The organism is Pseudomonas sp. 58 R 12 (assembly GCF_900005865.1).
Taxonomy (GTDB): Bacteria; Pseudomonadota; Gammaproteobacteria; order Pseudomonadales; family Pseudomonadaceae; genus Aquipseudomonas; species Aquipseudomonas tritici.
Window position 1 is genome coordinate 434,344 of record NZ_CVTP01000021.1, and the last position, 24,317, is coordinate 458,660.

A 24,317-nucleotide genomic window follows, 5' to 3' on the forward strand; every position below is an offset into this window, starting at 1 on the left:
ACTCCTAACGCTTGTGGCCAGTGTCGAGCTTGTGTTCCAAATGAATGGAATAGCGCGACATACCAAAACAGAAAATCCAGAACACCAGGGCCGCGAACACGTAGCCTTCAGTGGCCATGCCCAGCCATTTCGGGTCGGCGGCGGCTTGCTTGACGCTGTTGAGCAGGTCGAACAGGCCGATGATGATCACCAGGCTGGTGTCCTTGAACAACGCGATAAAGGTGTTAACGATGCCAGGGATCACCATCTTCAGGGCTTGCGGCAAAATCACCAGGCCCATCGAACGCCAATAGCCCAGGCCCATCGCTGCGGCCGCTTCGTACTGACCTTTGGGAATCGCCTGCAAGCCACCGCGCACCACTTCCGCCACGTAGGCCGACTGGAACAGGATCACGCCGATCAATGCGCGCAGCAGTTTGTCGATGCCCATGCCTTCGGGAAGAAACAACGGCAGCATCACCGAGGACATGAACAGCACGGTGATCAACGGCACGCCGCGCCAGAATTCGATGAAAGTCACGCAGACCACCCGAATCGCCGGCATGTTCGAACGCCGCCCCAGCGCCAGCATGATGCCCAGCGGCAAGGCGCCAGCAATGCCGACGGTGGCGATCACCAGGGTCAGCATCAGGCCGCCCCATTGGCTGGTCGCCACGTTGGTCAGGCCAAAGATACCGCCGTGCAGCAGGAAGAACGCGATGATCGGGTACAGCACCAGGAAGCTCAGGCCGTAGACCGCCTTGCGTTGAAAACGCGAGATGAACAACGGCGCCACGCCAACGATGGCCAGCCACACGGTGAGGTCTACGCGCCAGCGCAGATCGCCGGGGTAGTAGCCATACATGAACTGCCCGAAGCGCTGTTGGATAAACACCCAGCAGGCGCCCTCCTTGGTGCAGTCGGCGCGAGTGGTCCCGACCCAGTTGGCATCGATGATCGCCCAGCTCAGGATCGGCGGCACCACCAAGTAGATCAGGTAGAACGCCAACAGCGTCAGCAAGGTATTGAGCCAACTGGAGAACAGGTTGGCGCGCATCCATGCCATCGGCCCGAACACTTTGTTCGGCGGCGGCATATCAGGTTTGAAAATATGTGAACTCATGGGCGTTTCCTCACCGCTCGATCAGCGCAATGCGCTTGTTGTACCAGTTCATCAGCAGGGAAATGCTGATGCTGATCGCCAGGTACACGCTCATGGTGATAGCAATAACTTCGATGGCCTGGCCGGTCTGGTTGAGCACCGTGCCGGCAAACAGCGAAACCATTTCCGGGTAACCGATACCGGCGGCCAGCGAAGAGTTTTTCGCTAGGTTGAGGTATTGGCTGGTCAGCGGCGGAATGATCACCCGCAGGGCCTGCGGAATGATGACCTTGCGCAGCGTCGGCCCAGGGCGCAGGCCCAGGGAACGCGCGGCTTCGGTCTGGCCATGGCTGACGGACTTGATGCCCGAACGCACGATCTCGGCGATAAACGCTGCCGTATAAACAGTAAGCGCCAGGGTCAGTGCCAGCAGTTCGGGGATGAGTACCCAACCGTCGACAAAGTTGAAGCCCTGCAGCTTAGGCATTTCCCAGTGCAGCGGCGCGCCGAAGATCAAGGCGCACAACGCCGGAATCACGATGAACAGCGCCAGGCCCGCCCAGAATTTGTGGAACGGTACGCCCGTCGCTTCAAAGCGCTTGTTGGCCCAGCGAGCCATCAGCACGATTGCGACAATCGCCACCACCACACTGACCACAAACGGCCAGAAACCGTCGGCTGCAAGCGCTGCCGGCATGTTCAGGCCGCGGCTGCTGACAAAGAAGGTGTCACCGAAGTTGTGGCTGTTACGCGGCCCCGGCATGGTCAGGAACACCGCGAAATACCAGAACAGGATTTGCAGCAGCGGCGGAATGTTGCGGAACACTTCCACATACACGGTTGCCAGCTTGTTGATCATCCAGTTCGGCGACAGCCGCGCGACGCCGATGATGAACCCCAGCAGCGTCGCCAGGATCACGCCGATAAACGTCACCAGCAAGGTGTTGAGCAAACCGATCACAAACACCCGGGCATAACTGTCCGATTCGGTGTAGTCGATCAGGTGCTGCGCGATGCCGAAGCCGGCACTGCGTTCAAGAAAGTCGAAACCCGAGGTAATGCCCCGGTGTTGAAGGTTGGTCTGGGTATTGTTGAAGAGGTACCAGCCCAGCGAGACCACCGCCACAATCGTGATGATCTGGAAGAGCCACGCACGCACTTTGGGATCGCTGAAGCTGAGCTTCTGCTTTGGTGCGCCGATTTGATTTTGCATGAAGTGCCCCGGAAATAATGGAACAGAACATCACCCGGTGGTTGGCCCACCGGGTGACAGAACCATCAGCGATCAGCGCACAGGTGGTGCGTATTGAATGCCGCCGGCGTTCCACAGCGCGTTCAGGCCACGGTCGATTTCCAGCGGGGTGCTCTTGCCGAGGTTGCGCTCGAACACTTCGCCGTAGTTACCGACTTGCTTGACGATCTGTACGACCCAGTCTTTCTTCACTTTCAGGTCTTTGCCGTATTCGCCGTCAGCACCGAGCAGACGAGCGACGTCCGGGTTCTTGGTGGACTTGGCTTCAGCTTCAACGTTTTTCGAAGTGATACCGGCTTCTTCAGCGTTGAGCATGGCGTAGCCAACCCAGCGCACGATGGCCAGCCACTCGTCATCGCCGTTACGCACGACTGGGCCCAATGGTTCCTTGGAAATGGTTTCCGGCAGGACCACGTAGTCTTTCGGTGCGGCCAGCTTGCTGCGCTGGGCGAACAGTTGGGACTTGTCGGAGGTCAGTACGTCGCAACGACCGGATTCCAGCGACTTGGCGCTTTCATCGGAGGTGTCGAAGGTGATCGGGGTGTATTTGAGGTTGTTGCCGCGGAAGTAGTCGGAAACGTTCAGCTCGGTGGTGGTACCGGCCTGGATACAGATGGTTGCACCGTCCAGTTCCTTGGCACTTTTAACGCCCAGCTTGTTGTTTACCAGGAAGCCGATGCCGTCGTAGTACGTGATGAAGCCTGGGAATTTCAGGCCCATGCCGGCGTCGCGGGAGCTGGTCATGGTGGTATTACGGGACAGAATGTCGACTTCGCCCGATTGAAGCGCGGTGAAACGCTCCTTGGCGTTCAACTGGCTGAATTTGACCTTGGTCGCGTCACCGAAAACGGCAGCGGCCACAGCGCGGCACACATCAGCGTCAATCCCCAGGATCTTGCCGCTGGCATCCGGTACCGAGAAACCCGGCAGACCGTCACTCACGCCACATTGCACAAAGCCTTTCTTCTGCACGGCGTCCAGCGTGGCGCCAGCTTGGGCGAAACCACTGACACCCAGTACAGCCGCCGCGGAAACGATGGCCAGGGTGGATTTCAATACCTTCATTCAAACCTCCAGTTGCTCTTGTTGTGTCGGAGCTCGAACCTCAGCGCACCCTTATGAGGCGATATCGACCCGTGTTGGCTTTTTTTGGGGTCAAGCGGCATGAGGTTGTTGCGGTCAATCCAGTTGCTATCCCATAAGCGGCAGTCACTGATAGTGTTACCGTCCTGAGATAGCGCTGACATCGTCCAACACATAGCAAGGCCCGTACCAGAGTGCCGGCTGAGCCGATTCAGCCCACGGTCAATAGCAAAAGATTCAACCGTGCGACATCTTCTTAACAGATCAACTCGTCGCGCACCGTTCCGTTGCACTTAATCGGAGCGCGCGCACATTAATGGAGCAGACATGACCGAACCCTTGATTCTTCAGCCCGCCAAGCCCGCAGACGCCTGCGTAATCTGGTTGCATGGCCTGGGTGCCGATCGCTACGACTTCCTGCCGGTGGCCGAGGCGTTACAGGAAAGCTTGCTGACGACCCGCTTCGTTTTGCCCCAGGCACCGACCCGTCCGGTGACGATCAACGGCGGCTATGAGATGCCCAGTTGGTACGACATCAAGGCCATGAGCCCGGCCCGCTCGATCAGCCTGGAAGAGCTGGAGGTGTCGGCAAAAATGGTCACGGATTTGATCGAAGCGCAGAAGAGAACCGGAATAGACGCGTCGCGGATTTTCCTCGCCGGGTTTTCCCAGGGCGGCGCCGTGGTCTTTCATACCGCGTTCCTGAATTGGGAAGGCCCACTGGGCGGCGTTATTGCCCTATCAACCTACGCACCGACATTCGGCGATGAGCTGGAGTTATCCGCCAGCCAGCAGCGCATTCCAACGCTGTGTCTGCACGGCCAGTACGATGAAGTGGTACAGAACGCCATGGGGCGCACGGCGTATGAGCACCTGAAGAGCCGTGGTGTCACCGTGACATGGCAGGAATACCCAATGGGCCACGAAGTGTTACCCCAGGAGATACACGATATCGGCGCCTGGCTGACCGCGCGCCTGGGCTGAAACCCGGCGTTTATGTAGCCGTATGACAGACGCACTACGCCGCGCCCGATTCTTGCATTACACTGGCCGGCGTACATTCCTTAACCAATTAATGAGATCACCGTGCTCAAAGCACTCAAGAAGATGTTCGGCAAAAGCGAGGCTGAGCCGCTCGCGCCTGATTCCAGTGCTCCTGTCTCTATTACCGGCAGCCGCAACGACGGTGAACAACCCGGCCGGACAGCACCCGTTGCCCAGCCGAAGGTGACACCGCCTGAACAGGCAACACCGGCGGCAGCCGCTCCCGCGCCAGTGGCTCCAAAGCCTCGCCGCGAACGCGCACCAAAGCCGGTCGTCATCCCCTGGAAGCTCGAAGACTTCGTCGTCGAACCCCAGGAAGGCAAGACCCGCTTCCACGATTTCAAACTGGCCCCGGAACTGATGCACGCCATCCAGGACCTGGGTTTCCCGTACTGCACGCCGATCCAGGCGCAGGTGCTGGGCTTTACCCTGGCGGGCAAGGACGCCATCGGCCGCGCCCAGACCGGTACCGGCAAGACCGCCGCGTTCCTGATTTCGATCATCACCCAACTGCTGCAGACGCCGCCGCCGAAAGAACGCTACATGGGTGAACCGCGCGCGCTGATCATCGCCCCGACCCGGGAGCTGGTGGTACAGATCGCCAAGGACGCCGCCGACCTGACCAAGTACACCGGCCTCAACGTCATGACATTCGTCGGTGGCATGGACTTCGACAAGCAGCTCAAGCACCTCGAAGCCCGTCACTGCGACATCCTGGTAGCCACGCCGGGCCGCCTGCTCGACTTCAACCAGCGCGGCGACGTGCACCTGGACATGGTCGAAGTGATGGTGCTGGACGAAGCCGACCGCATGCTCGACATGGGCTTTATCCCGCAAGTGCGCCAGATCATTCGCCAAACTCCACCGAAGGCCGAGCGCCAGACCCTGCTGTTCTCCGCGACCTTCACCGAAGACGTGATGAACCTCGCCAAGCAGTGGACTACCGACCCGTCCATCGTTGAGATCGAAGCGCTCAACGTCGCCAGCGAAAACGTCGAGCAACACATCTACGCCGTGGCCGGCGCCGACAAGTACAAGCTGCTCTACAACCTGATCAACGATAACGGTTGGGAGCGGGTGATGGTGTTCGCCAACCGCAAGGATGAAGTACGCCGCATCGAAGAGCGCCTGGTGCGTGACGGCGTCAACGCCGCGCAGCTGTCGGGCGACGTGCCGCAGCATAAGCGCATCAAGACATTGGAAGGCTTTCGCGAAGGCAAGATTCGCGTGCTGGTGGCCACCGACGTGGCCGGGCGCGGGATTCACATCGACGGCATCAGCCACGTGATCAACTTCACCCTGCCGGAAGTGCCGGACGACTACGTGCACCGCATCGGCCGTACCGGCCGTGCCGGGGCGGCGGGGGTGTCGATCAGTTTTGCGGGTGAGGATGACTCGTACCAGTTGCCGTCGATTGAGACGTTGCTGGGCCGCAAGATCAGCTGTGAGACGCCGTCGACGCATTTGCTGCGGGCGGTGGAACGTAAGCGGCCTTAAGCGCAACGCGATTAAAAAAGTGAGCGGGCCCGCCCGCTCTCAAATTTGTTGCATCAAACACGTCCCGCGCCACCGTCCTACCGATATCAATTCCACCAGGATGGTTGGCGAATGCGCGACTCCTCGTCTCTGAATGCCTGAAAGTAACCTGCACTGCTCGTTGGCATATCAAAAAAAAGACTGCCAGCGGCCTGTGGCTGTGCCGAAGCGTTCGAACCCGGCCCCGTCGGGCCTGACTCAGAAGCCGGTGACGCCGCTTTGCTTCTGGCCTCTATCGCTCGGCCAAAATTGGTCGTTCTCAAAGCAAAGCGCGTGACGCCATAAACCTTGCTGAAGGTAGTAACGCCCTGTTTGTCGGTGAACTTGTAGGTCAAGCCCACCATGCGTTTGCCCGCCGCCTGCAGACCGCTTCCAAGCGGGGTATCAAAAAAGCCAGCGTACTTGACGAAGTCTTTGGCAGTCCCGGCTTTCGCTGCCGCGTTGTAAGCCAGGTTTGCCGATGTATAGGCTCCCCCAATACTGGCCGTCCATGAAGCAATGGAAAACCCTAAAGAGGCCCACCCCAGGTTGCGAATATGGTGGGAACGGTCCCACCCCGTCATTCTGTCAACCTCTGCAATGCCAAGCGCCGCAGTACTCAAGGTTCCACCCACTACGCCCAATGCAGAAGCGATAAAAACTGCCGATTTGGAGGCAACTACCATCGCCGCCGTAGCGGCGGAGGCTGTCGCAGCAACTGCCGCTGCGCCACCCGAAGCCGCTGCTAAACCTGCCGCCGTCGCCGCCGCCGTATAGGCAGCCGCAGCCGCCATCAACCCGGGCGTCGCAAATCCTACCGTTACTATCGACAGGGCTAATGCCGTCCCGGTCAGAACCCACTTCAGCCAGCTCGGCCACAAACCGCTGGGGTCCATCAAGTTGATTGGATTACACGCACAATACGCGTAGCTATTGAATCCACCCTCATCGAATGGAGCAAGCGGATCAACCTGCAGAAAAACCAGCAGACTAGGATCGTAGACGCGCTGGCCGTTGCCCAAAATATAGAGGTTGCACGACGCATCCAGTCGATGACCATTGAACGCTGGCAGTTGCAGGTCTGCCATGGTGCGAGTCTTTCCGTCATTCGGTACAACTTGCGCATCGCCATAGGGCGTGTAATGTCGCCGCACATGCGCAAGCCCCGGAGCCGATATGCCGCGCACGCTACCTGATGCATCGTTAGTGTGCAGTTGTGGCCCATCCACACCGCCGCTGCGCGCCAACACCTGATCCCCTCCGTCGGCAAAACGGATTTTTTTATTGCCTTCCACCACGGTATCAAGGCGGTCTTCCACGTACATCAGCTTCACAGGAGGTTCGTTGCCCCTGGAAGCAAGTACCTGGCGTGATTCGGCATCGTACTCATAGCTGTACTGGAGGGCATTGGCCCGTACTCCAGTCAGTTGATCAAAACTGTTATAGGTATAGGTCTGGCCTGAGGCTCCGACCTGCAAGTTGCCCGCCGCATCATAAGTCAGAGTGACATCCTGCACTGGGAGAGTGTGAGTGAGCCGGGTCAAACAGGTAGGGTCGGTGCCGGTGAAAAAGCGCACGCACGTATCTTGCGTACCGTCGGTAAAGGAGGTGATTACCTGGGTAATGTTATTAAGGCTATCAAAACTGAAAACCTGCCCTACGACGCCACGCCCCAACTGGTCCTTAGGCTGTTCGCGACCCTCACAGCGATAAGTCTTGAGCCTCAGGAAGGCATCGTAGGTAAATTTCTCATCGGTCACCACTTGTGAGCTCGCATCCGTCAGAACCCGTGTCGCCAGCATACTGTTGGCATCGTATGTGCTGGTGATCACTTGCAGCAGCGCGCCGTTCTGCTCAAAACGGCGTGAGGACTCACGCCCCAGCCCATCGTAAGACAGCATGGTTACGACTTCAGTGCTGCCATAGGCAGTGGTCAGGTTCTGTGGCCGACCCAACGTATCATAGCTCTGCTCAACGACCATACTGCCCGTGACTATCTTGGTAAACCGACCGCGCTCGTCATAATCAAGCCGACTAACCTGACCATCAGCGGCCGTTTGATGCAGCAGTCGACCGCCAGGGGAATAGCTGTAGAGGGCAGTCAACGAAGTGCCATTGATGTTTTGAGTCTCCTTCTCGAGATGGCCGTTCTCATCATGAACATACTCATGGATCAGGCCATTGGTCTCCGTGCGCGTCAGTGTTCCCGCAACATAATCATGCTTGTAGGTACTTACCGGGAGCCCCGTCATCTCCACCTTGGTTTGCACATCCAGCTCTTTGTCATAAGTAATGCTTTGACGAGCACCACGAGGGGATACCATCGCAACGGGCGCCATCCACCCTGCCTCATACTCCCATGTAGAGGCTTGCCCCGTGCCACGACTCTGGCTGGTCATGCGCCCCAGGCTGTCATAACTGCGTGTGCCCAACTGTTTGCCGTCGATCAAGAGTGCGCTGACCGTTTCGCTGCTGGTACCCGGCGCGTAGTCAATTTTGCGCAACCGTTGCGGGGTGCCGTCCACAGGCTTTTGAAGAACGGTCAACAGCCGGCCGAAGGTGTCATAGGTGAACTCACTCGAAGTGCCATTGATATCCTTCACCAGCAGGCATCGGCCCAGGCCATCATAGGTGCGCGACTCTACTTCTACGCCGTTATTGCTGGCATCAAGTCGCTCCACCTTCACCGGCTGACTATGCTCATTGAAATAAGTTTTCAGACGTTCACCACCCTCAACGCCCTCAACCTTGAGATTCAACTGCGGATCGTATTCATCAATCAGAACGCGGCCATCGGGACCGGTTACGCTGCTGGGGTTGCCCCAACCATTGTAGGAATAGACCGTCTTCAGCACACGCTGGCCGTCGGTCACATAATCGAAATCGACCTGTTCAATGAGTTGCCCAAGCGCATCGTAAGTCCGTGTTCCGATAGCGCGTTCCAGCGGTCCCGCCATCAGTTGATTATCGGAAACCTGGCGGCCAAGCCCATCAAACCTTGTGACGACCTGGCGACCTTGGGCATCTGTGGTGATCAGATGAGCAGCGTTGCTCTGCGTCGAAAAATGGTAGGCATAGTTACGCTTAGCCTGCTGCGGTTTGCCCGGAGAAACCACTTCCTCAACCAGTCGACCATTGACATCGAATGCTAGAGCCACTGCACAACCACCGTCCCGGATCATTGATTCCTGGCGCCGGTTGACCAGCGATAGTGTGCGTTGAGACTCAACCCATTGCCCTTCACGGCCCAGCAGTCGGCGCGTTTCAATAAGACGATCACCCGCGATGGTATAGCTGAAGTTGCTGACCAGCGTCAGTCCAGCAATGGTGCAAGAGGATGTTTCCAACCGACCTACCAGCTCGGCAGGCGCGCTGTAGTAAGTGTGCTGCTGGCTGAAACTCCCAGCCTGAAGGATGGACTGCTGCAAGACAAAGTAACTGGCGCCCGTCGCCGGCAAGCGGGTGTGGGTGTAGTCGGTGACTCGCGCAGCAACCGTGGCTCCCACAGGAAAAAGGCGCTCTTGCTTCACGTAGCGAGGAAAGAGGTTGTGAGAGTCGGCCGGGCATTTTGCAGCTTCACCAGTGATCGGGTAGTAGCTGTACTCGGTGCGAACGCCGGATACTTCAGTGAGACTTAGCTCATTGCCAAAGTCGTCGGTCTCGATATGCTCAGACACCTCCCTTGCAGGGTTACCCGCCCGTTCATAGCGCTGGGTAACCGTCTTCGGAATCGCGTAATTGGCCGGTTGATCAGAGAACTGACCCGCGACCACGTTATAGATGACGCTGGTCTTGCTTATGGTGCCATCGCGCCGCACCGTTTTTTCGGTCTGCAGGTGAAATTTGTTGTAGGTCGTACGTGTAACCATCAGCACCTTGTCATTGTCGGCTGCGTCAATGCGGGTTTCCTCCGACCAATAAACGTAAGCCCCCGCCACCTTCAACAAGTTGTCCTCGCCCTCCTGGAAACCACCTGAAAAAGGGTATCCGGAGAAGTTGCTGCCCGGACTGTAGCTATATTTTCTGATCATGCGCGGCTGATTGGCGCCAGGAATCTGCACCCACGTGTCGACGCTGGGAATGTATTGGTTGTTACCGTAGGCAAGGGTATTTTCGCTGTAGACAATGCGTTCCTCCCCCCCCATAGGCCGCTTTACACTCTCGATAGCACTCAAGCCATTGCGGAACACGGTATAGGCGAACGTGTAAGCAGCAGACCCGGGCGGACCACTGCGATCATAGGGAACGGTGACACCGGTTAAATACTCGTTGGCATATGAAAATCGGACGCGTGCGTAACGCCCGCCGCCGACAAGGGTATCGACCGTCGACAGTATCCAGCTCTGGGAATAGGTCAACACCACAAGTTCCTCGCCCTTCTGATTAAGGATGCGATCGAGGTGTTCACCCAAAGCATATCGAAAGCTCAAGCTCTCGCCATTTTCAAACTGAATGGTATTTATACGATAGGGCACGGTACTGCCATGCTTTTTCAAAACCTCGACGGTTCCATCCTTATAAACTACATGTAGCGTGTCCGCAGCCGGCCGCTTGACCACCAAATCCCTTAACTTACGATCTGTGAATGCAAGCGTGCCCCCTACTGACGGCAGGCTCTGGGTTTTATAGCGCTCACCCGTGAGTAGCGTGAGCGTAAGGTTGTCAACATCAAACTCGGTATTACTGATTCGCCAACCAATACCGTACCTTGAAGGCTGAGTGTTCAGCATTGAAAATGACAGCGTGACATCCTTAGACACTTCTAAAGGGCCGTTTGGATATAAGGTTGCCAATTGAACCTTAGACGTGTATTGCAATGTGCGGTCATCGACAGAACCGGCCAAATAAGAGCCAAAGCAAAACGCATTCGAGTAAACATTCATACGGACGCACCTCAAGTCAGCATTTGAAATTGAACGCCGCCTCATCAATAACAACAAGACTCAAGGTTCCTAAGCACTAGTTATAATCGGTAAAGTAGGCGGTATTACCGTCCTCACTCTGATTAATATAATACGCCTGCTCACATCCGTAATTATCGATCAGCCGCAATGGCGTTTTTGTGTCTCCGCTACCGAACGAAATCGAAGGCCTTGTCACTCTCGCAATACGCATTACTGTATTATGATGATCCGCTTTTATTATAATATTTGGATCCACTAATCCATCATTCGCAATATCACCAAATCGAACGACGGCATTAACATCATCACCTAACAGCACACCAATTTTTCTAGAGCGCCCTAAAGCACCCCCATCATGAGCGTAACACGACTGAAATTTTAACCCTTCACTAGGCAACGACAGAGGGGTGTCCAACCCTTTGTTCATCAGAAACTCGACACCGCCCATTGACGGACGCACATAATACATATCTAAATCAGTAGAGACTGCGCCATTAAAAACATCATAGCGATTCACAGTTAACTCACCAACCCGAATAACATAAGGCCTGACAGGTGAAAGAGTGATAAATGAATTACCCACGTACCCGTAAGTTGTATAAACCACGCCACCTACAATTATTCTCGCCATAAATCTGATTGATTCTAATGGGATGCCTGGCGCAACGCGCATATATCGCTCAATTATTTCAGCTCTAGGATCATTGGTAACTGTATACCCACTATCATCACACACAGAGTTCTCGGCATCCAGGCTGCGAATTCCCGTATCGAAGATGTTTTTATCTGTGTCAACAGACCACCCCGTCGGGAGTGGGGCAAACTTATCTGATGAATAAAAGGTGATCGTTGCGCTTTTTTTCTCCTCATTCGTCAGGGGTTTTTCCACCCAGATGCTCCCATCGAGAGTTTCTTCTTTGACGACTTCAATCAAAACTTTGCATTGATGGCGATTATTGGTATAGAGCTCATTACTATTGGGCTGCCCACTAGGGAAAAAAATCTTGAAGACTTTGACGTTAGTTTCAGCGATCTCCTCATAGTCCTCCACCCGCATCCCAAAACCGCCAGATGATTTCGATAAACGGTATTTTTGTGTCGTCCCGACATTATCAATCAATGTCCATGCACTGCGAGTGTCTTCGCGAAGAATTGGCATATCATCACTCACGTGGAGAGCACGCATGATCGTCGGACGCTCATGAAATCGTACTAGCGGATTTTTCCATGGATGGTAGAAACCATGATGAATATCACTCAAATGCAGCTGCAGACCGGAATAGTCCCCCCCCCTGACAACGCCAGCCTTCCACCCCAAGTTGTATGCTTCCTCATGTAAGAACGATGTTTGGAACAGCTCTCCCTCTTCAGAAAATTCAACAGACCGTCCAAGCCCTAAATTCCGAGTAAAATACATTGGGCTTGGAGGCGTCCAATAGGAACATTGAATGGTACATCTGGCGTCTACATACGCAGCATCTGCAGATTCAGAGAGATCCTCAGCTTTAATGACGAATGGACGGATCGGCTTAACGACTACCGACGAATCTTCCTCATCGCCTGCACAGCCTGCCGACGTATAAACTTGGCCATCAAATTCAACCTTGGCCACAAGGGTGATAGGTGCATAACTATCAGTTGGGGCGCAACGCATAAAACGCCGCACATACTCTTTTTTAGAACCTACACCGCAGATCGAAGTTTCATTTTTTCTAGCCTTGCCCTGCCCTGTTTTATTTTTTTGCAGGCCAAGATCATATTGATTTCTCTTCTTATCACACGACCATCCCGACGCGAGTGGTTGAATCTTATCAGCGAAACACTGGATGACCGTTACACTGGCACGCTCAGACTCCGACAATTCAGTTTCATGCCACACTCCGTTCCCATCCTGAGCCTCTTTAATCACTTCGATAATTAGCTCGCACTGATGGTTACCATTGGCATATACCGAGCAACGCGAACTTTCATCGCCAGAGCCTCTGATTGTAAAATGAGAAAGGCGAATAGAATCTTCGGTCTGAGCCATGTCAAATTCCTTATAGAAATTATGAAAAATAAGAAAATTACAGGCTCGACAAACTTATTATAAATTTCTTTAACCGCTATAAGCCACCGCACCATACGGTCGATTAAAAGTCTTTCACCAAGGTGATGACAACTGTCAGAAGTAACAGTTAATAAGAACAAATAGAAATAGTCATGAAGTTTTGCGCTTCAAAAAGCCATGAAAACTCTCACACGTTCCAACGATGTGCAGCCGCACAATCGCTTTCCCGCCCTTCCACCCAACGCGGCCCCTCACTGGTGTTCTCTTTCTTCCAGAACGGCGCCCGCGTCTTCAGGTAGTCCATCACAAACGCACAGGCATCAAACGCCGCCTGCCGATGGGCACTGGCGGCTGCAACAAACACAATCGGCTCACCCGGCTCCAGCGCGCCAATACGATGCAGCACTTCCAGCTTGAGCAACGGCCAGCGCTGCTCAGCTTCGACTGCGATCTTGGCCAGGGCCTTTTCGGTCATGCCGGGGTAGTGCTCCAGGAACATCCCTGCCACGTCCAGGCCGTCGTTGAAGTCGCGGACATAGCCCACAAAACTCACCACCCCGCCCACGCCCACATTGGCTGCGTGCATGGCATTCACCTCAAAACCCGGATCGAACGCCTGGGCCTGCACACGAATGGCCATGATCAGCCTCCGGTCACGGGTGGAAAGAATGCTACTTCGTCACCTGCCTGCACTGGCTCATCGAGGCCGCACAACTCTTCGTTGCGCGCACACATCAGGCTGGTCTCGTTGAGTACGGCAAACTCCGGGTCACTGGCCAACGCTAGACGCACCGCATCGACAGTGGCGAAATCGCCCTCCACCTCCAGCGAGTCAAAGCCCACTGCTTCGGCGTAACGCGCAAAAAACAATACGTTGATGCTCATGCCTGGTCCGCCTTGAAGTGCCCGCTTTTACCGCCGAGCTTTTCCAGCAGGCGAATGCTTTCGATGGTCATGCCACGGTCCACGGCCTTGCACATGTCGTAGATCGTCAATGCCGCGACGCTGGCAGCGGTCAACGCTTCCATCTCTACACCGGTCTGGCCGGAGAGTTTGCAGCGCGCCAGGATATGCACAGCGTCCACGCCATCGGCGCTCAGTTCGACCTTGACGCCCGTCAACATCAGCGGGTGGCACAGAGGGATGAGATCACTGGTTTTTTTCGCAGCCTGGATCCCGGCAATGCGGGCCACGGCAAATACGTCGCCCTTGGGATGGGCGCCGTCGACAATCATTTTCAGGGTCTCGGGCAGCATGCGCACGCGCGCTTCGGCCACCGCCTCACGGAACGTCACGGACTTGTCGGTGACGTCGACCATATGGGCGCGACCTTGGGAATCGAGATGGGTCAGCACAGGGATACTCCTGATCAGGAGCACCGATTGTAAACCTATCGCCGATCAAAATGTGGGAGGGGCAAGTGCCCTCCCACACTGACCGCATTTACAAGTGAGATTCGGCGTATTCGGCCAGAATCGAACGGGGCACCCCTTGCAGCGCAATGTGCACGCCGTTGGGGAAGTCTTTGAAGCGTTCCGTCAGGTACGTCAGCCCGGAGCTGGTCGCGGACAGGTAAGGGGTGTCGATCTGTGCCAGGTTGCCCAGGCACACCACTTTGGAACCGGCACCGGCACGGGTGATGATGGTTTTCATCTGGTGCGGGGTCAGGTTCTGGCATTCATCGATCAAAATCAGGCTCTGCTGGAAGCTGCGACCTCGGATGTAGTTGAGGGATTTGAACTGCAACGGCACTTTGCTGAGGATGTAGTCGACGCTGCCATGGGTGTTTTCGTCATCCATGTGCAAGGCTTCGAGGTTGTCGGTGATCGCCCCCAGCCACGGTTCCATTTTTTCCGCCTCGGTGCCGGGCAGGAAACCGATTTCCTGGTCCAGGCCCTGCACGCTGCGGGTGGCGATGATGCGGCGATAGCGCTTGGTCACCATGGTCTGCTCGATGGCGGCAGCCAAGGCAAGGATGGTTTTACCGGAACCGGCAGCCCCCGTCAGGTTGACCAGGTGGATGTCCGGGTCGAGCAGCGCGTACAGCGCCAGGCTCTGGTAGATATCGCGCGGTTTCAGGCCCCAGGCTTCCTGGTGCAACAGGGGTTCCTGATGCAGGTCGAGAATCAGCAGCTTGTCGACCTGGATTTCTTTGATCCAGCCTACAAAGCCCTGTTCGTCGATGATGAATTCGTTGATGTGTACAGCCGGCAGGTTGTCGATCAGCTGTACCTGATGCCAGGTGCGGCCATGGTCCTGACGGGTTTCGACCTTGCTGACGAGGTCCCAGAAGGAGCCGGGCACCGTGTGATAGCCACGCGACAACATCGACACGTCGTCGACCAGTTGGTCAGTGCTGTAGTCCTCGGCAGCGATCCCACACGCTCGTGCCTTGAGGCGCATATTGATGTCTTTGGTCACCAGTACCAGGCGCAGATCCTTGTCGCGCGCGTGCAGGTCGATCAATTGGTTGATGATTTTGTTGTCGTTCAGATTTTCCGGCAGCAGGCTGTTGGGCTCGCTGCGCTTGCTCATCAGAATCGACAGCAAGCCCTTGGGCCCGCTTTTGCCACGCTGGATCGGTACGCCGACTTCAACATCCTCCGGCGATGCTTCGCCCAGTGTCTTGTCGATCAGGCGGATGGCCTGGCGGCATTCGGCGGCAACGCTGTGGTGCCCGCTTTTGAGTTTGTCGAGCTCCTCAAGCACGATCATCGGGATGGCGACGTGGTGTTCTTCAAAGTTAAGCAGTGCGTTCGGATCGTGGATCAGTACGTTGGTATCAAGCACATAAAGGATTGGCTGGTCGGAAGAAGGGTTACGTCCATGATCATCCATACTCGGTCACCTTTGTGGGAGCCAGTCGACGCAATACCTGGGCGGTGCTGCGCCTCGATTCGACCACCGACTGCACCTGAGTGACGTCAAGCGCAGTGCCCACATGAGGAGTCTTGGAAGACGCCACCTGTGTTGCAGGTTTCGGCGATCTGACTTCGTAATACCGCAAAACCCATGACAGGAAAAAGCACTTTGACGCTTTTTTGAAGTTTATTTTTCAGGATGACGAATAGCACTAGCCGAGTAACAGGTACCCCGTTAAAGTCGGAAGTCCGCCTGCATCGAAATATCGTACAAAATCACTCCAAAAATGCCTCACACCCAACAGGGCCGGGCACTTCAGCGAAACGCCTCTCGGCAGTCCTGCCAACCCAGTCCACTCTGCGCCGTTGCCTGTAGCAGGATGGGCAAAGCAACCCGCGCTTTGTCCTGGGTGTCGTGAAACACAATCACACCTTTGCGCCACAGCAGCATCAACGTCAGCACCCGTTGCGCCGACTCATCGGCCTTGAGCTTGCCCGGCTCGTCCTGGGAATCGATGTCCCACAATGCCACCTGCAAGCCTTGGGCTTGAAAGAAACCCTGGCTGTCGGCACGACGCTGGCCGTAGGGCGGACGGAAGAGAGGCACGTAGTTTTCCGGCATCAGGTTTTGCGCCAGTGAGGCACTGCGGGTGATGGAGCTCTGCCAATCCACCCAATGACTGTGGGAACGGTACTGCCAACCCTGGGTGCCCACGCACTGACCCTGGTACAGCGCCTGCACATCAGCAACGGAACTGCGCTCCACACGGGTTTGCAGGCTGCTGCCGAGGGCGAAGAACGTGGCGTTCATCTTTTGCTTGCGCAGGTAGTCGGTGAGCCAGTCGGTGTTACCGCTGACCGAGGCCGGGCCGCCGTCGAAGGTCAGCAGGAACAGGCGGTCGTTGAATTCATCGCCATTACGCTCATGGTCGCCAAACCGCGCGATTTCGCTGCTGATCTGTGGAAACAGCGCAGCCTTGCGCAGCAGTTCGTCCAGGTACCGTTCATGGAAGCTATGACTGGGGGCGGCCCAGCCTATATAGAAGGAATCGCTGCTGACCTCGAACTTGCCGGCCTGCTCGCGCAGGTCGTCCATGTTTTCCACCAGGTAGCAGAACGAGGCATCCTCCTCGCAGCTCCTTTGGGCAAGCGTGTAGTTCTCCAGCAGGCGCTGCCAGAGCTGACGACGCAGGTCGTCGATGGCGGACAGATTGATGATCTTCAGGCCAAGGCGCTGTTTGAGCGCGCTTTCATCCTGATTCTCGCTGGCCAACAGGCTATGGGCGAACATCAGGATTTCCGCGCGCGAGGCGACGTCGAACAGCGCCGGGCTGCCGAGTTTTTCTGGCCAGGTGCCACGGTCGAGGCTGGCCACATCCACCGGGGCGGCGTGAGCGCTCAGGCAGAACAGGCAAGCGGATAAAAAAAGCGCGATTCGCACAACGGGTCTCCCTCTCCAGAGTCGACCGGCACTATAGCCGATCAGTCACTCGTCCACGCCTATGCCGGAGCGTGAATAGGGTCGGCGCTAAAGTGGCGCAGCACCTCATTTGCCCGGTAGAGTCAATTGAGCGCCGGTGTGTATCCAGCTGTGCGCAAAGGGATCCGCATTCATCTAAAGACCGAAAGGAATATTGAATATGCATGAGCAGGCAAGGCTGACCAAGAGCCATCAGACATTGGGGCAAGTCGGGCAATTGGTTTCCATTGAAGACATCGAAAAGAACTACTCGACCTCCGCCAAAGCCAATAGCGCAGTGGAGGTTGAGTGCGCGAACACACGCTGCAAGGTTAAAGTTCGCATTACTATCATTTCGCCCTCCAAGCCTGGCCGAAAAATAACGCCTTCATCCTATTTTCATGGAAAGCACATAGCGGGTTGCGATCGCAAACCTTCACAGCCGCAGCTGGCTCCTATGCACGCTTCACCAACGCAAGGAGCCAACCCGGATAAAAACAATATCCCCGCTGTTTGGGTGGATCCTATCGGCACCTCTCCTGGCTCCGGGGGCCCCACCGCGATCTCTCCAAGCCAGATCAATCCTTCAAGCGCTTCGACCCAAGGCCGATCCCGGACCGGCGCAGGCACGAGTAAAAGCCAGTCCCAGCGGGTTGAGCGCTTCGCGAAGGAGTGGCTCAAATTGACTCAGCAGGTCAGAAAAACCCAGCCGCTAGAAGCCCCCTGGAATCTCGGCGGCACTTACGCCTCAGCGTTTTATCCCTTTGATTATCAAGACACAGAATCGATGTATTCAGTTGGGACAAGAATACACACGGCCTCCGTGGTGTCGGGAAAACTCTCCAATGGCGATTTTTACATTCGCCTGAAAGAACAAAAAGCGCACGCAACTCCAAAGATCGTCATTATCAATGCTGCCATGCTGAGCGCCAGCGTCGCTGGCCAATCGCTGGCAATGCAGCTCATCAACCCAGGAGTACCGACCAGCAAAACGTACATTTTTTTCCTCGGCGCATTTCTGGCAAACCAGACGACGAGCCAGGAAGAATTGATCGTTGCTCACCCCCATTACTTTTACGTGCAAACCTAACAATGTGGAACGAGCCTTGACCCCGAGCGCATTTAACCCCTAGGCGCGTAACGAGTGCATACCTATCGCCATCATAGGTGGAGTCAAAACGCCCAAGCCCCTAGAATCCCTCCCACGATTACAGGAGCCAACTTCATGCTGATGGTGATTTCCCCCGCCAAGACCCTCGATTTCGAGACCGCGCCCGTGACCCAGCGCTTCACCCAGCCGCAGTACCTGGACCACTCCCAGGAACTGATCGAGCAATTGCGCACCCTCAGCCCGGCGCAAATCAGCGAATTGATGCACGTCTCCGACAAGATCGGCGGCCTCAACGCTGCCCGGTTCGGCAGCTGGACCCCAGCGTTCACCCAAGCCAACGCCAAACAGGCGCTGCTGGCGTTCAAGGGTGACGTCTACACCGGCCTGAATGCCGAAACCTTCAGCGATGCCGATTTCACCTACGCCCAGGACCACCTGCGCATGCTCTCGGGTCTCTATGGCTTGCTGCGCCCGCTGGACCTGATGATGCCGTACCGCCTGGAAATGGGCACCAAACTGGCCAACGCCCGTGGCAAGGACCTGTACGCCTTCTGGGGCACACGAATCAGTGAGTGGCTCAACCAAGCGCTGGCTGAGCAAGGCGACGACGTGCTGCTCAACCTGGCCTCCAACGAGTACTTCTCGGCGGTCAAGCGCACGGCCCTGAACGCAAGGATCATCAACACCGAGTTCAAGGACCTGAAGAACGGCCAGTACAAGATCATCAGCTTTTACGCCAAGAAGGCACGGGGCATGATGAGCCGCTTTGTGATCGAAGAACGCATCAACGACCCGGAAAAGCTCAAGGCGTTTGATGTGCAGGGGTATCGCTTCAATGCAGAGCAGTCGAAGCCGGATAACCTGGTGTTTTTGCGCGATCACGCACCGCAATAAGGCGTAACCGCCTCATCAGACAATGAGGTCCAAATGTGGGAGCGGGCTTGCTCGCAAATGCGCAATGTCAGCCACTGAATGAGTTGACTGACCCACCGCATTCGCGAGCAAGCCCGCTCCCACATTTTTAGGTGCACGCCCATCAAGATTCGTCATATTTTTGGCGTCAAAAAACATCCTGAAGCATGTCTAACAATTCTTTCACTCGACATTCGTCATTTTTTTTCGTAGTGGCACCACTTTTTTAAAAGCGTGATGGCACAAAACTATCCCTGCGCGCCAACTCCCCACAACTACTGGCCCAAATAGCAAGTGCTATCAATATAGTACTAGTGCCATCTTGCCTAATATTTCAAGAAATTTCGGGAAACAGGATGAGCGGCCCGGAACTTCGTCAAAACGCACGGCTCATACCACCGGCAACGAAATTCTCTGTTTCTGTAGGAGATGACTTACATGACGACCAATGGAGAGTATCGAAGTTGTCACACTAAACTTTGACCGAGTGGTCACTTTACAAATGCTTAGTTACGAGCGGCGACAAGGATGATTTGCCACGAACTATGAGGCCAAGGCTGTGCTTACCCTAATGGGTCAGTGATACAACCCAAGACATTGATATTTAAGGCTAAAAACCCATATCAAAATCTTGTGGCACTGGCGCCACGCCCTTCTCCCAGGAAGGCTGGCTGCATTTCAGGGCAGGCCCCAATAACAAGGCCAAGTTGCGCACAACTTGAGTGCAATAGTTAGTCACTCGCTATTTAACATGCCTGCACGCGATAAGTCGGCGTCTATTCGCCTAACTTTCGCGGCATCAGTGACGCTTGCAAACATGAACTCCGGCCAATTATTGGCATGATTAACACCGTCTTCAATGACACATGAGGTAAATGCGATGCGCATCAGCATATTTGGTTTGGGTTACGTTGGCGCAGTCTGTGCCGGTTGCCTGTCTGCACGTGGCCACGAAGTGGTCGGCGTAGATATCTCCAAGGATAAGATCGACCTGATCAACGCTGGCAAATCGCCGATTGTTGAGCCAGGCCTGGGCGAACTGTTGAGCCAGGGTATTGAAACCGGCCGGCTGCGCGGCACGACCAACTTCGCCGAAGCCATCCGCGATACCGACCTGTCGATGATTTGCGTCGGCACGCCGAGCAAGAAGAACGGCGACCTGGAACTCGACTACATCGAAGCGGTATGCCGCGAGATCGGCCTGGTCCTGCGTGACAAAGCCACCCGCCACACTGTGGTCGTGCGTAGCACCGTCTTGCCAGGCACCGTAGCCAACGTGGTGATCCCGATCCTCGAAGACTGCTCTGGCAAAAAAGCCGGTGTGGACTTCGGCGTTGCAGTCAACCCGGAATTCCTGCGTGAATCCACCGCCATCGCTGACTACGACCTGCCACCGATGACCGTGATCGGCGAATTCGACAAAGCCTCCGGCGATGTCCTGCAGTCGCTGTACGAAGAACTCGACGCACCGATCATCCGCAAGGACATCGCCGTTGCCGAGATGATCAAGTACACCTGCAACGTGTGGCACGCCACCAAAGTGACCTTCGCCAACGAGATCGGCAACATCGCCAAGGCTGTCGGCGTCGACGGTCGCGAAGTGATGGAAGTGGTCTGCCAGGACAAGACCCTCAACCTGTCCCAGTACTACATGCGCCCAGGCTTCGCCTTCGGCGGTTCGTGCCTGCCAAAAGACGTGCGTGCCCTCACCTACCGCGCCAGCACCCTGGACGTGGAAGCGCCGCTGCTCAACTCGCTGATGCGCAGCAACGAGTCCCAGGTGCAGAACGCCTTCGACATCGTTTCCAGCCACGACAAACGCAAAGTCGCGCTGCTGGGCCTGAGCTTCAAGGCCGGCACCGATGACCTGCGCGAAAGCCCGCTGGTCGAGCTGGCAGAAATGCTGATCGGCAAGGGTTATGACCTGAGCATCTACGACAGCAACGTCGAGTACGCCCGTGTCCACGGCGCGAACAAAGACTACATCGAAGGCAAGATCCCGCACGTGTCGTCCCTGCTCAACTCGGACTTCGACGACGTGATCAACAACTCCGACGTGATCATCCTGGGCAACCGCGATGAGAAGTTCCGTGCCCTGGCGCAGAACGCACCGCACGGTAAGCAAGTGATCGACCTGGTGGGCTTCATGTCCAAGGCCACCAGCACGACCGGTCGTACCGAAGGCATTTGCTGGTAACAGCAACGGCCAGTTCCGGGCTGCAAGCGTACTAATCCCCAGCGCTTGCAGCCTGGAGCCTTCTTCACCTTCGGATGACGCTCATGTCCAAGTTAAAACACGTACTGCTCCAATCCGCCGGCTGGCTGTTCTTCCTGAGCCTGCTGATGGGACTCGCCCTGCTGCTGCCGGCGAGTACGTTCGACGCTGAGTCGAAGAATTTTATTTTCCTGATTGGCGCCGTCGGTATCTGGCGCTACTCGATGGGTGCAACGCATTTCTTTCGCGGCATGCTGTTCCTGTACGTGGTCTACCCGCACCTGCGCCGCAAAGTGCGCAAGCTGGGCAAGGCCGCCGACCCGTCCCATGTGTTCCTGATGGTCACCAGTTTCCGTATTGATGCGCTGACCACTGCACAGGTCTACAGCTCGGTGATCCGTGAAGCCATCGAATGCGGCTTCCCCACCACCGTGGTCTGCTCACTAGTGGAAATGTCCGACGAGCTGCTGGTGAAGAGTTTGTGGGAACGCATGAACCCACCGGAGCACGTCAAGCTCGACTTCGTGCGGATCGCCGGTACCGGCAAACGCGACGGCCTGGCCTTTGGTTTCCGCGCCATCTCCCGCCATCTGCCGGATGACCGCGCAGTGGTTGCGGTGATCGATGGCGACACCGTGCTCGCCGAAGGCGTCGTGCGCAAGACCGTGCCGTGGTTCCAGCTGTTCGGCAATGTCGGCGGCCTGACCACCAACGAGTTCTGCGAAGTGCGCGGCGGCTACATCATGAGCGAGTGGCACAAACTGCGCTTCGCCCAACGCCACATCAACATGTGCTCCATGGCCCTGTCCAAGCGCGTACTGACCATGACCGGTCGTATGTCGGTGTTCCGTGCCAGCGTAGTGACCGACCCGGGCTTTATCGCCGATGTGGAAAGCGACTCGCTGCAACACTGGCGCCTGGGCCGCTTCAAGTTCTTGACCGGCGACGACAAGTCCAGCTGGTTCAGCCTGATGCGCCTGGGTTACGACACGTTCTACGTGCCGGACGCCGCGATCAATACCGTGGAACACCCGCCGGAAAAAAGCTTCATCAAGGCCAGCCGCAAGCTGATGTTTCGCTGGTACGGCAACAACCTGCGCCAGAACTCCCGTGCCCTGGGCCTGGGTGTGCGTCGGTTGGGCTTGTTCACCAGCGTGGTGCTGTTCGACCAGCGCGTGTCGATGTGGACGTCCCTGCTCGGCCTGACCGTGGCGATCATCGCCACTTTCAAATACGGCGGCGCGTTCATCCTTGCGTACCTGCTGTGGATCGGCATCACCCGCCTGATCCTGACCCTGCTGCTGTCGTGCTCCGGCCACAAGATCGGCCCGGCGTACCCGGTGATTCTCTATTACAACCAGATCATGGGCGCGCTGGTGAAGATCTACGTGTTCTTCCGCCTTGATCAACAGTCCTGGACCCGCCAGGACACCAAACTGACCCGCGATTTGGCCAGCTTTCAACGTTGGTTCAACACCTGGTCGTCTCGGACCATGACCTTCTCCGCCGGCAGCATCTTTGTTGCCGTGTTGCTGATGATGGTCTGACCCTGCCAAGCCTGAATTAACTCTAGGAAATGCCCTGATGAACAGTCCAGTAAACGCCAACGTAGTCCACGAATCCGAAGCCCAGCGCCAGCACGCCCGCGTCAAAATCCCGGCCAAGCTGCGCTTTTTCAACACCGACCGCACGCCGACCGAAGCACGCGTGCTCGACCTGTCCGCTGGCGGCCTCGCGTTCACCGCGACGCAGCCGCTGACCATCGGTGAAGTGCACAAGGGGCGCCTGCAATTCGTCATCGATAACCTCGGCCTGGCGATGGACGTGGAGCTGCAGATTCGCTCCTACGACCGCCAGACCGGCCGCACCGGTTGCCAGTTCCAGAACCTCGATGCCCAGGATATTTCCACCCTGCGCCACTTGATCACCTCGCACTTGTCCGGTGACATCGTGACCATGGGCGACGTGCTCGCGACCCTGCAGCGCGACAACTTCACCAAGGCGCGCAAGGTCAAGGACAGCGGCAGCAACATGAGCGCCTTCGGCCGCTTGCGCGCCGTGACGTTCAGCCTGGCAATCTTCCTGGTGGGTCTGGCCGCGTTCGGCTTTGTGTTCAAGTCGGTCTACGGCATGTACTTCGTCAGCCACGCCCAGGCCGGCATTGTCAGCGTGCCTGGCATGAACGTGACCATGCCGCGCGACGGCACCGTGCAAAGCCTGCTCAAGGGTGATGCGATCGCGGCCAAAGGCGCACCACTGGCCACCTTCAGCACCAGCATGCTGGATGTGCTCAAGGGCCATCTGGATGAAGACCAACTGCAACCGGCCAAGGTTGAAGAGCTGTTCGGCAAGCAAATGACCGGCACCCTGACTTCGCCATGCGATTGCATCGTTGCCCAGCAAATGGTCGCCGACGGTCAGTACGCCAGCAAAGGCGATGTGATCTTCCAACTGGTACCGCGCGGCGCCCAAGCCAATGTTGAAGCACGCTTCACCTATCGCCAGTTTGGTGACGTTCGCCCAGGCACACCGGTGAGCTTCCAGGTGGCCGACGAAGAACAACTGCGCACCGGCACCATCGTCAGCAGCACCAGCCTGAACAGCGCCGACCTGTCCTCCGACATCCGCGTGCAGATCAAGCCTGACGCTCCGCTGGACAGCACCTACGCCGGCCGCCCGGTCGAAGTGACCAGCGACCGCGGCCCATCGCTGAACTGGCTGATCGACAAAGCCATGGCTCACGGTCTGTAAGCGAGGACATGCCTGTGATGACTTTCCCAAAAACACCGCAATCCCTGTGGGAGCGGGCTTGCTCGCTAAGGGATCAGCG

At 56.6% G+C, this 24,317-nt stretch carries 17 protein-coding genes; 7 read left to right on the top strand and 10 right to left on the bottom strand.

Annotated features, from left to right (window positions below):
* Positions 1 to 4 precede the first annotated feature (4 nt).
* The 3 genes from BFP95_RS19285 to BFP95_RS19295 all read right to left on the bottom strand — a co-directional run bounded on the left by BFP95_RS19285 (position 5) and on the right by BFP95_RS19295 (position 3,398).
* Positions 5 to 1,102, bottom strand: coding sequence for an amino acid ABC transporter permease (locus tag BFP95_RS19285; protein ID WP_065910573.1), 1,098 nt, complete (start codon positions 1,100 to 1,102; stop codon positions 5 to 7).
* A 10-nt stretch (positions 1,103 to 1,112) separates the two neighbouring features.
* A complete protein-coding gene (locus tag BFP95_RS19290; protein ID WP_065874999.1) occupies positions 1,113 to 2,294 on the bottom strand; it encodes an amino acid ABC transporter permease in 1,182 nt (393 codons plus the stop codon).
* Between the two features lie 72 nt (positions 2,295 to 2,366).
* Entirely contained in the window at positions 2,367 to 3,398 is a 1,032-nt protein-coding gene (locus tag BFP95_RS19295; protein WP_065875000.1) for an amino acid ABC transporter substrate-binding protein, read from the bottom strand.
* A gap of 345 nt (positions 3,399 to 3,743) precedes the next feature.
* On the opposite strand from BFP95_RS19295, the gene BFP95_RS19300 reads away from it, so the two are divergent.
* Entirely contained in the window at positions 3,744 to 4,400 is a 657-nt protein-coding gene (locus BFP95_RS19300; RefSeq protein ID WP_065910574.1) for an alpha/beta hydrolase, read from the top strand.
* A gap of 96 nt (positions 4,401 to 4,496) precedes the next feature.
* Entirely contained in the window at positions 4,497 to 5,957 is a 1,461-nt protein-coding gene (gene rhlB / locus BFP95_RS19305) for an ATP-dependent RNA helicase RhlB (protein WP_175402971.1), read from the top strand.
* 86 nt (positions 5,958 to 6,043) lie between these two features.
* On the opposite strand, the gene BFP95_RS19310 is transcribed toward rhlB, so the two are convergent.
* The 7 genes from BFP95_RS19310 to BFP95_RS19350 all read right to left on the bottom strand — a co-directional run bounded on the left by BFP95_RS19310 (position 6,044) and on the right by BFP95_RS19350 (position 17,231).
* Entirely contained in the window at positions 6,044 to 10,858 is a 4,815-nt protein-coding gene (locus BFP95_RS19310; RefSeq protein WP_065879582.1) for an RHS repeat domain-containing protein, read from the bottom strand.
* 76 nt (positions 10,859 to 10,934) lie between these two features.
* The gene (locus tag BFP95_RS29580; RefSeq protein ID WP_139114600.1) at positions 10,935 to 12,908 is read right to left on the bottom strand and encodes a hypothetical protein; all 1,974 of its coding nucleotides are present in this window, start codon (positions 12,906 to 12,908) and stop codon (positions 10,935 to 10,937) included.
* Between the two features lie 208 nt (positions 12,909 to 13,116).
* On the bottom strand, positions 13,117 to 13,569 hold the full coding sequence (moaE, locus tag BFP95_RS19330; protein WP_065875007.1) for a molybdopterin synthase catalytic subunit MoaE: 453 nt from the start codon (positions 13,567 to 13,569) through the stop codon (positions 13,117 to 13,119).
* 2 nt (positions 13,570 to 13,571) lie between these two features.
* Positions 13,572 to 13,814, bottom strand: coding sequence for a molybdopterin converting factor subunit 1 (moaD, locus tag BFP95_RS19335; RefSeq protein ID WP_049709886.1), 243 nt, complete (start codon positions 13,812 to 13,814; stop codon positions 13,572 to 13,574).
* Entirely contained in the window at positions 13,811 to 14,284 is a 474-nt protein-coding gene (gene moaC / locus BFP95_RS19340; RefSeq protein WP_016978208.1) for a cyclic pyranopterin monophosphate synthase MoaC, read from the bottom strand. Before moaC ends, moaD begins: the two co-directional genes overlap by 4 nt.
* 88 nt (positions 14,285 to 14,372) lie before the next feature.
* A complete protein-coding gene (locus BFP95_RS19345) occupies positions 14,373 to 15,767 on the bottom strand; it encodes a PhoH family protein (protein ID WP_065875008.1) in 1,395 nt (464 codons plus the stop codon).
* Positions 15,768 to 16,106: 339 nt separating this feature from the next.
* Positions 16,107 to 17,231, bottom strand: a complete 1,125-nt coding sequence (locus BFP95_RS19350) for a polysaccharide deacetylase family protein (protein WP_065875009.1) — start codon at positions 17,229 to 17,231, stop codon at positions 16,107 to 16,109.
* A gap of 199 nt (positions 17,232 to 17,430) precedes the next feature.
* On the opposite strand from BFP95_RS19350, the gene BFP95_RS19355 reads away from it, so the two are divergent.
* From BFP95_RS19355 to BFP95_RS19375, 5 genes are all read left to right on the top strand, one after another.
* Positions 17,431 to 18,339: a hypothetical protein gene (locus tag BFP95_RS19355; protein WP_065875010.1), complete on the top strand. Its 909-nt coding sequence runs from the start codon at positions 17,431 to 17,433 to the stop codon at positions 18,337 to 18,339.
* A 135-nt stretch (positions 18,340 to 18,474) separates the two neighbouring features.
* Positions 18,475 to 19,254 carry a peroxide stress protein YaaA gene (gene yaaA / locus BFP95_RS19360; protein ID WP_065875011.1) on the top strand — a complete coding sequence of 260 codons (780 nt, stop codon included), beginning with the start codon at positions 18,475 to 18,477 and terminating at the stop codon, positions 19,252 to 19,254.
* An 898-nt stretch (positions 19,255 to 20,152) separates the two neighbouring features.
* Entirely contained in the window at positions 20,153 to 21,469 is a 1,317-nt protein-coding gene (locus BFP95_RS19365) for a nucleotide sugar dehydrogenase (protein ID WP_065875012.1), read from the top strand.
* An 83-nt stretch (positions 21,470 to 21,552) separates the two neighbouring features.
* Complete coding sequence (gene alg8, locus BFP95_RS19370; protein ID WP_175402968.1) at positions 21,553 to 23,034, top strand: mannuronan synthase; 1,482 nt, start codon at positions 21,553 to 21,555, stop codon at positions 23,032 to 23,034.
* A gap of 37 nt (positions 23,035 to 23,071) precedes the next feature.
* The gene (locus tag BFP95_RS19375; protein ID WP_065875014.1) at positions 23,072 to 24,238 is read left to right on the top strand and encodes an alginate biosynthesis protein Alg44; all 1,167 of its coding nucleotides are present in this window, start codon (positions 23,072 to 23,074) and stop codon (positions 24,236 to 24,238) included.
* Positions 24,239 to 24,317 lie beyond the last annotated feature (79 nt).

What these genes read in the sequence shown, in the direction of transcription:
- BFP95_RS19285 (WP_065910573.1), bottom strand. Translation starts at nt 1,102, where the DNA reads ATGAGTTCACATATTTTCAAACCTGATATGCCGCCGCCGAACAAAGTG.
- BFP95_RS19290 (WP_065874999.1), bottom strand. Translation starts at nt 2,294, where the DNA reads ATGCAAAATCAAATCGGCGCACCAAAGCAGAAGCTCAGCTTCAGCGAT.
- BFP95_RS19295 (WP_065875000.1), bottom strand. Translation starts at nt 3,398, where the DNA reads ATGAAGGTATTGAAATCCACCCTGGCCATCGTTTCCGCGGCGGCTGTA.
- BFP95_RS19300 (WP_065910574.1), top strand. Translation starts at nt 3,744, where the DNA reads ATGACCGAACCCTTGATTCTTCAGCCCGCCAAGCCCGCAGACGCCTGC.
- BFP95_RS19310 (WP_065879582.1), bottom strand. Translation starts at nt 10,858, where the DNA reads ATGAATGTTTACTCGAATGCGTTTTGCTTTGGCTCTTATTTGGCCGGT.
- BFP95_RS29580 (WP_139114600.1), bottom strand. Translation starts at nt 12,908, where the DNA reads ATGGCTCAGACCGAAGATTCTATTCGCCTTTCTCATTTTACAATCAGA.
- moaE (WP_065875007.1), bottom strand. Translation starts at nt 13,569, where the DNA reads ATGGCCATTCGTGTGCAGGCCCAGGCGTTCGATCCGGGTTTTGAGGTG.
- moaD (WP_049709886.1), bottom strand. Translation starts at nt 13,814, where the DNA reads ATGAGCATCAACGTATTGTTTTTTGCGCGTTACGCCGAAGCAGTGGGC.
- BFP95_RS19345 (WP_065875008.1), bottom strand. Translation starts at nt 15,767, where the DNA reads ATGGATGATCATGGACGTAACCCTTCTTCCGACCAGCCAATCCTTTAT.
- BFP95_RS19355 (WP_065875010.1), top strand. Translation starts at nt 17,431, where the DNA reads ATGCATGAGCAGGCAAGGCTGACCAAGAGCCATCAGACATTGGGGCAA.
- yaaA (WP_065875011.1), top strand. Translation starts at nt 18,475, where the DNA reads ATGCTGATGGTGATTTCCCCCGCCAAGACCCTCGATTTCGAGACCGCG.
- BFP95_RS19365 (WP_065875012.1), top strand. Translation starts at nt 20,153, where the DNA reads ATGCGCATCAGCATATTTGGTTTGGGTTACGTTGGCGCAGTCTGTGCC.
- alg8 (WP_175402968.1), top strand. Translation starts at nt 21,553, where the DNA reads ATGTCCAAGTTAAAACACGTACTGCTCCAATCCGCCGGCTGGCTGTTC.
- BFP95_RS19375 (WP_065875014.1), top strand. Translation starts at nt 23,072, where the DNA reads ATGAACAGTCCAGTAAACGCCAACGTAGTCCACGAATCCGAAGCCCAG.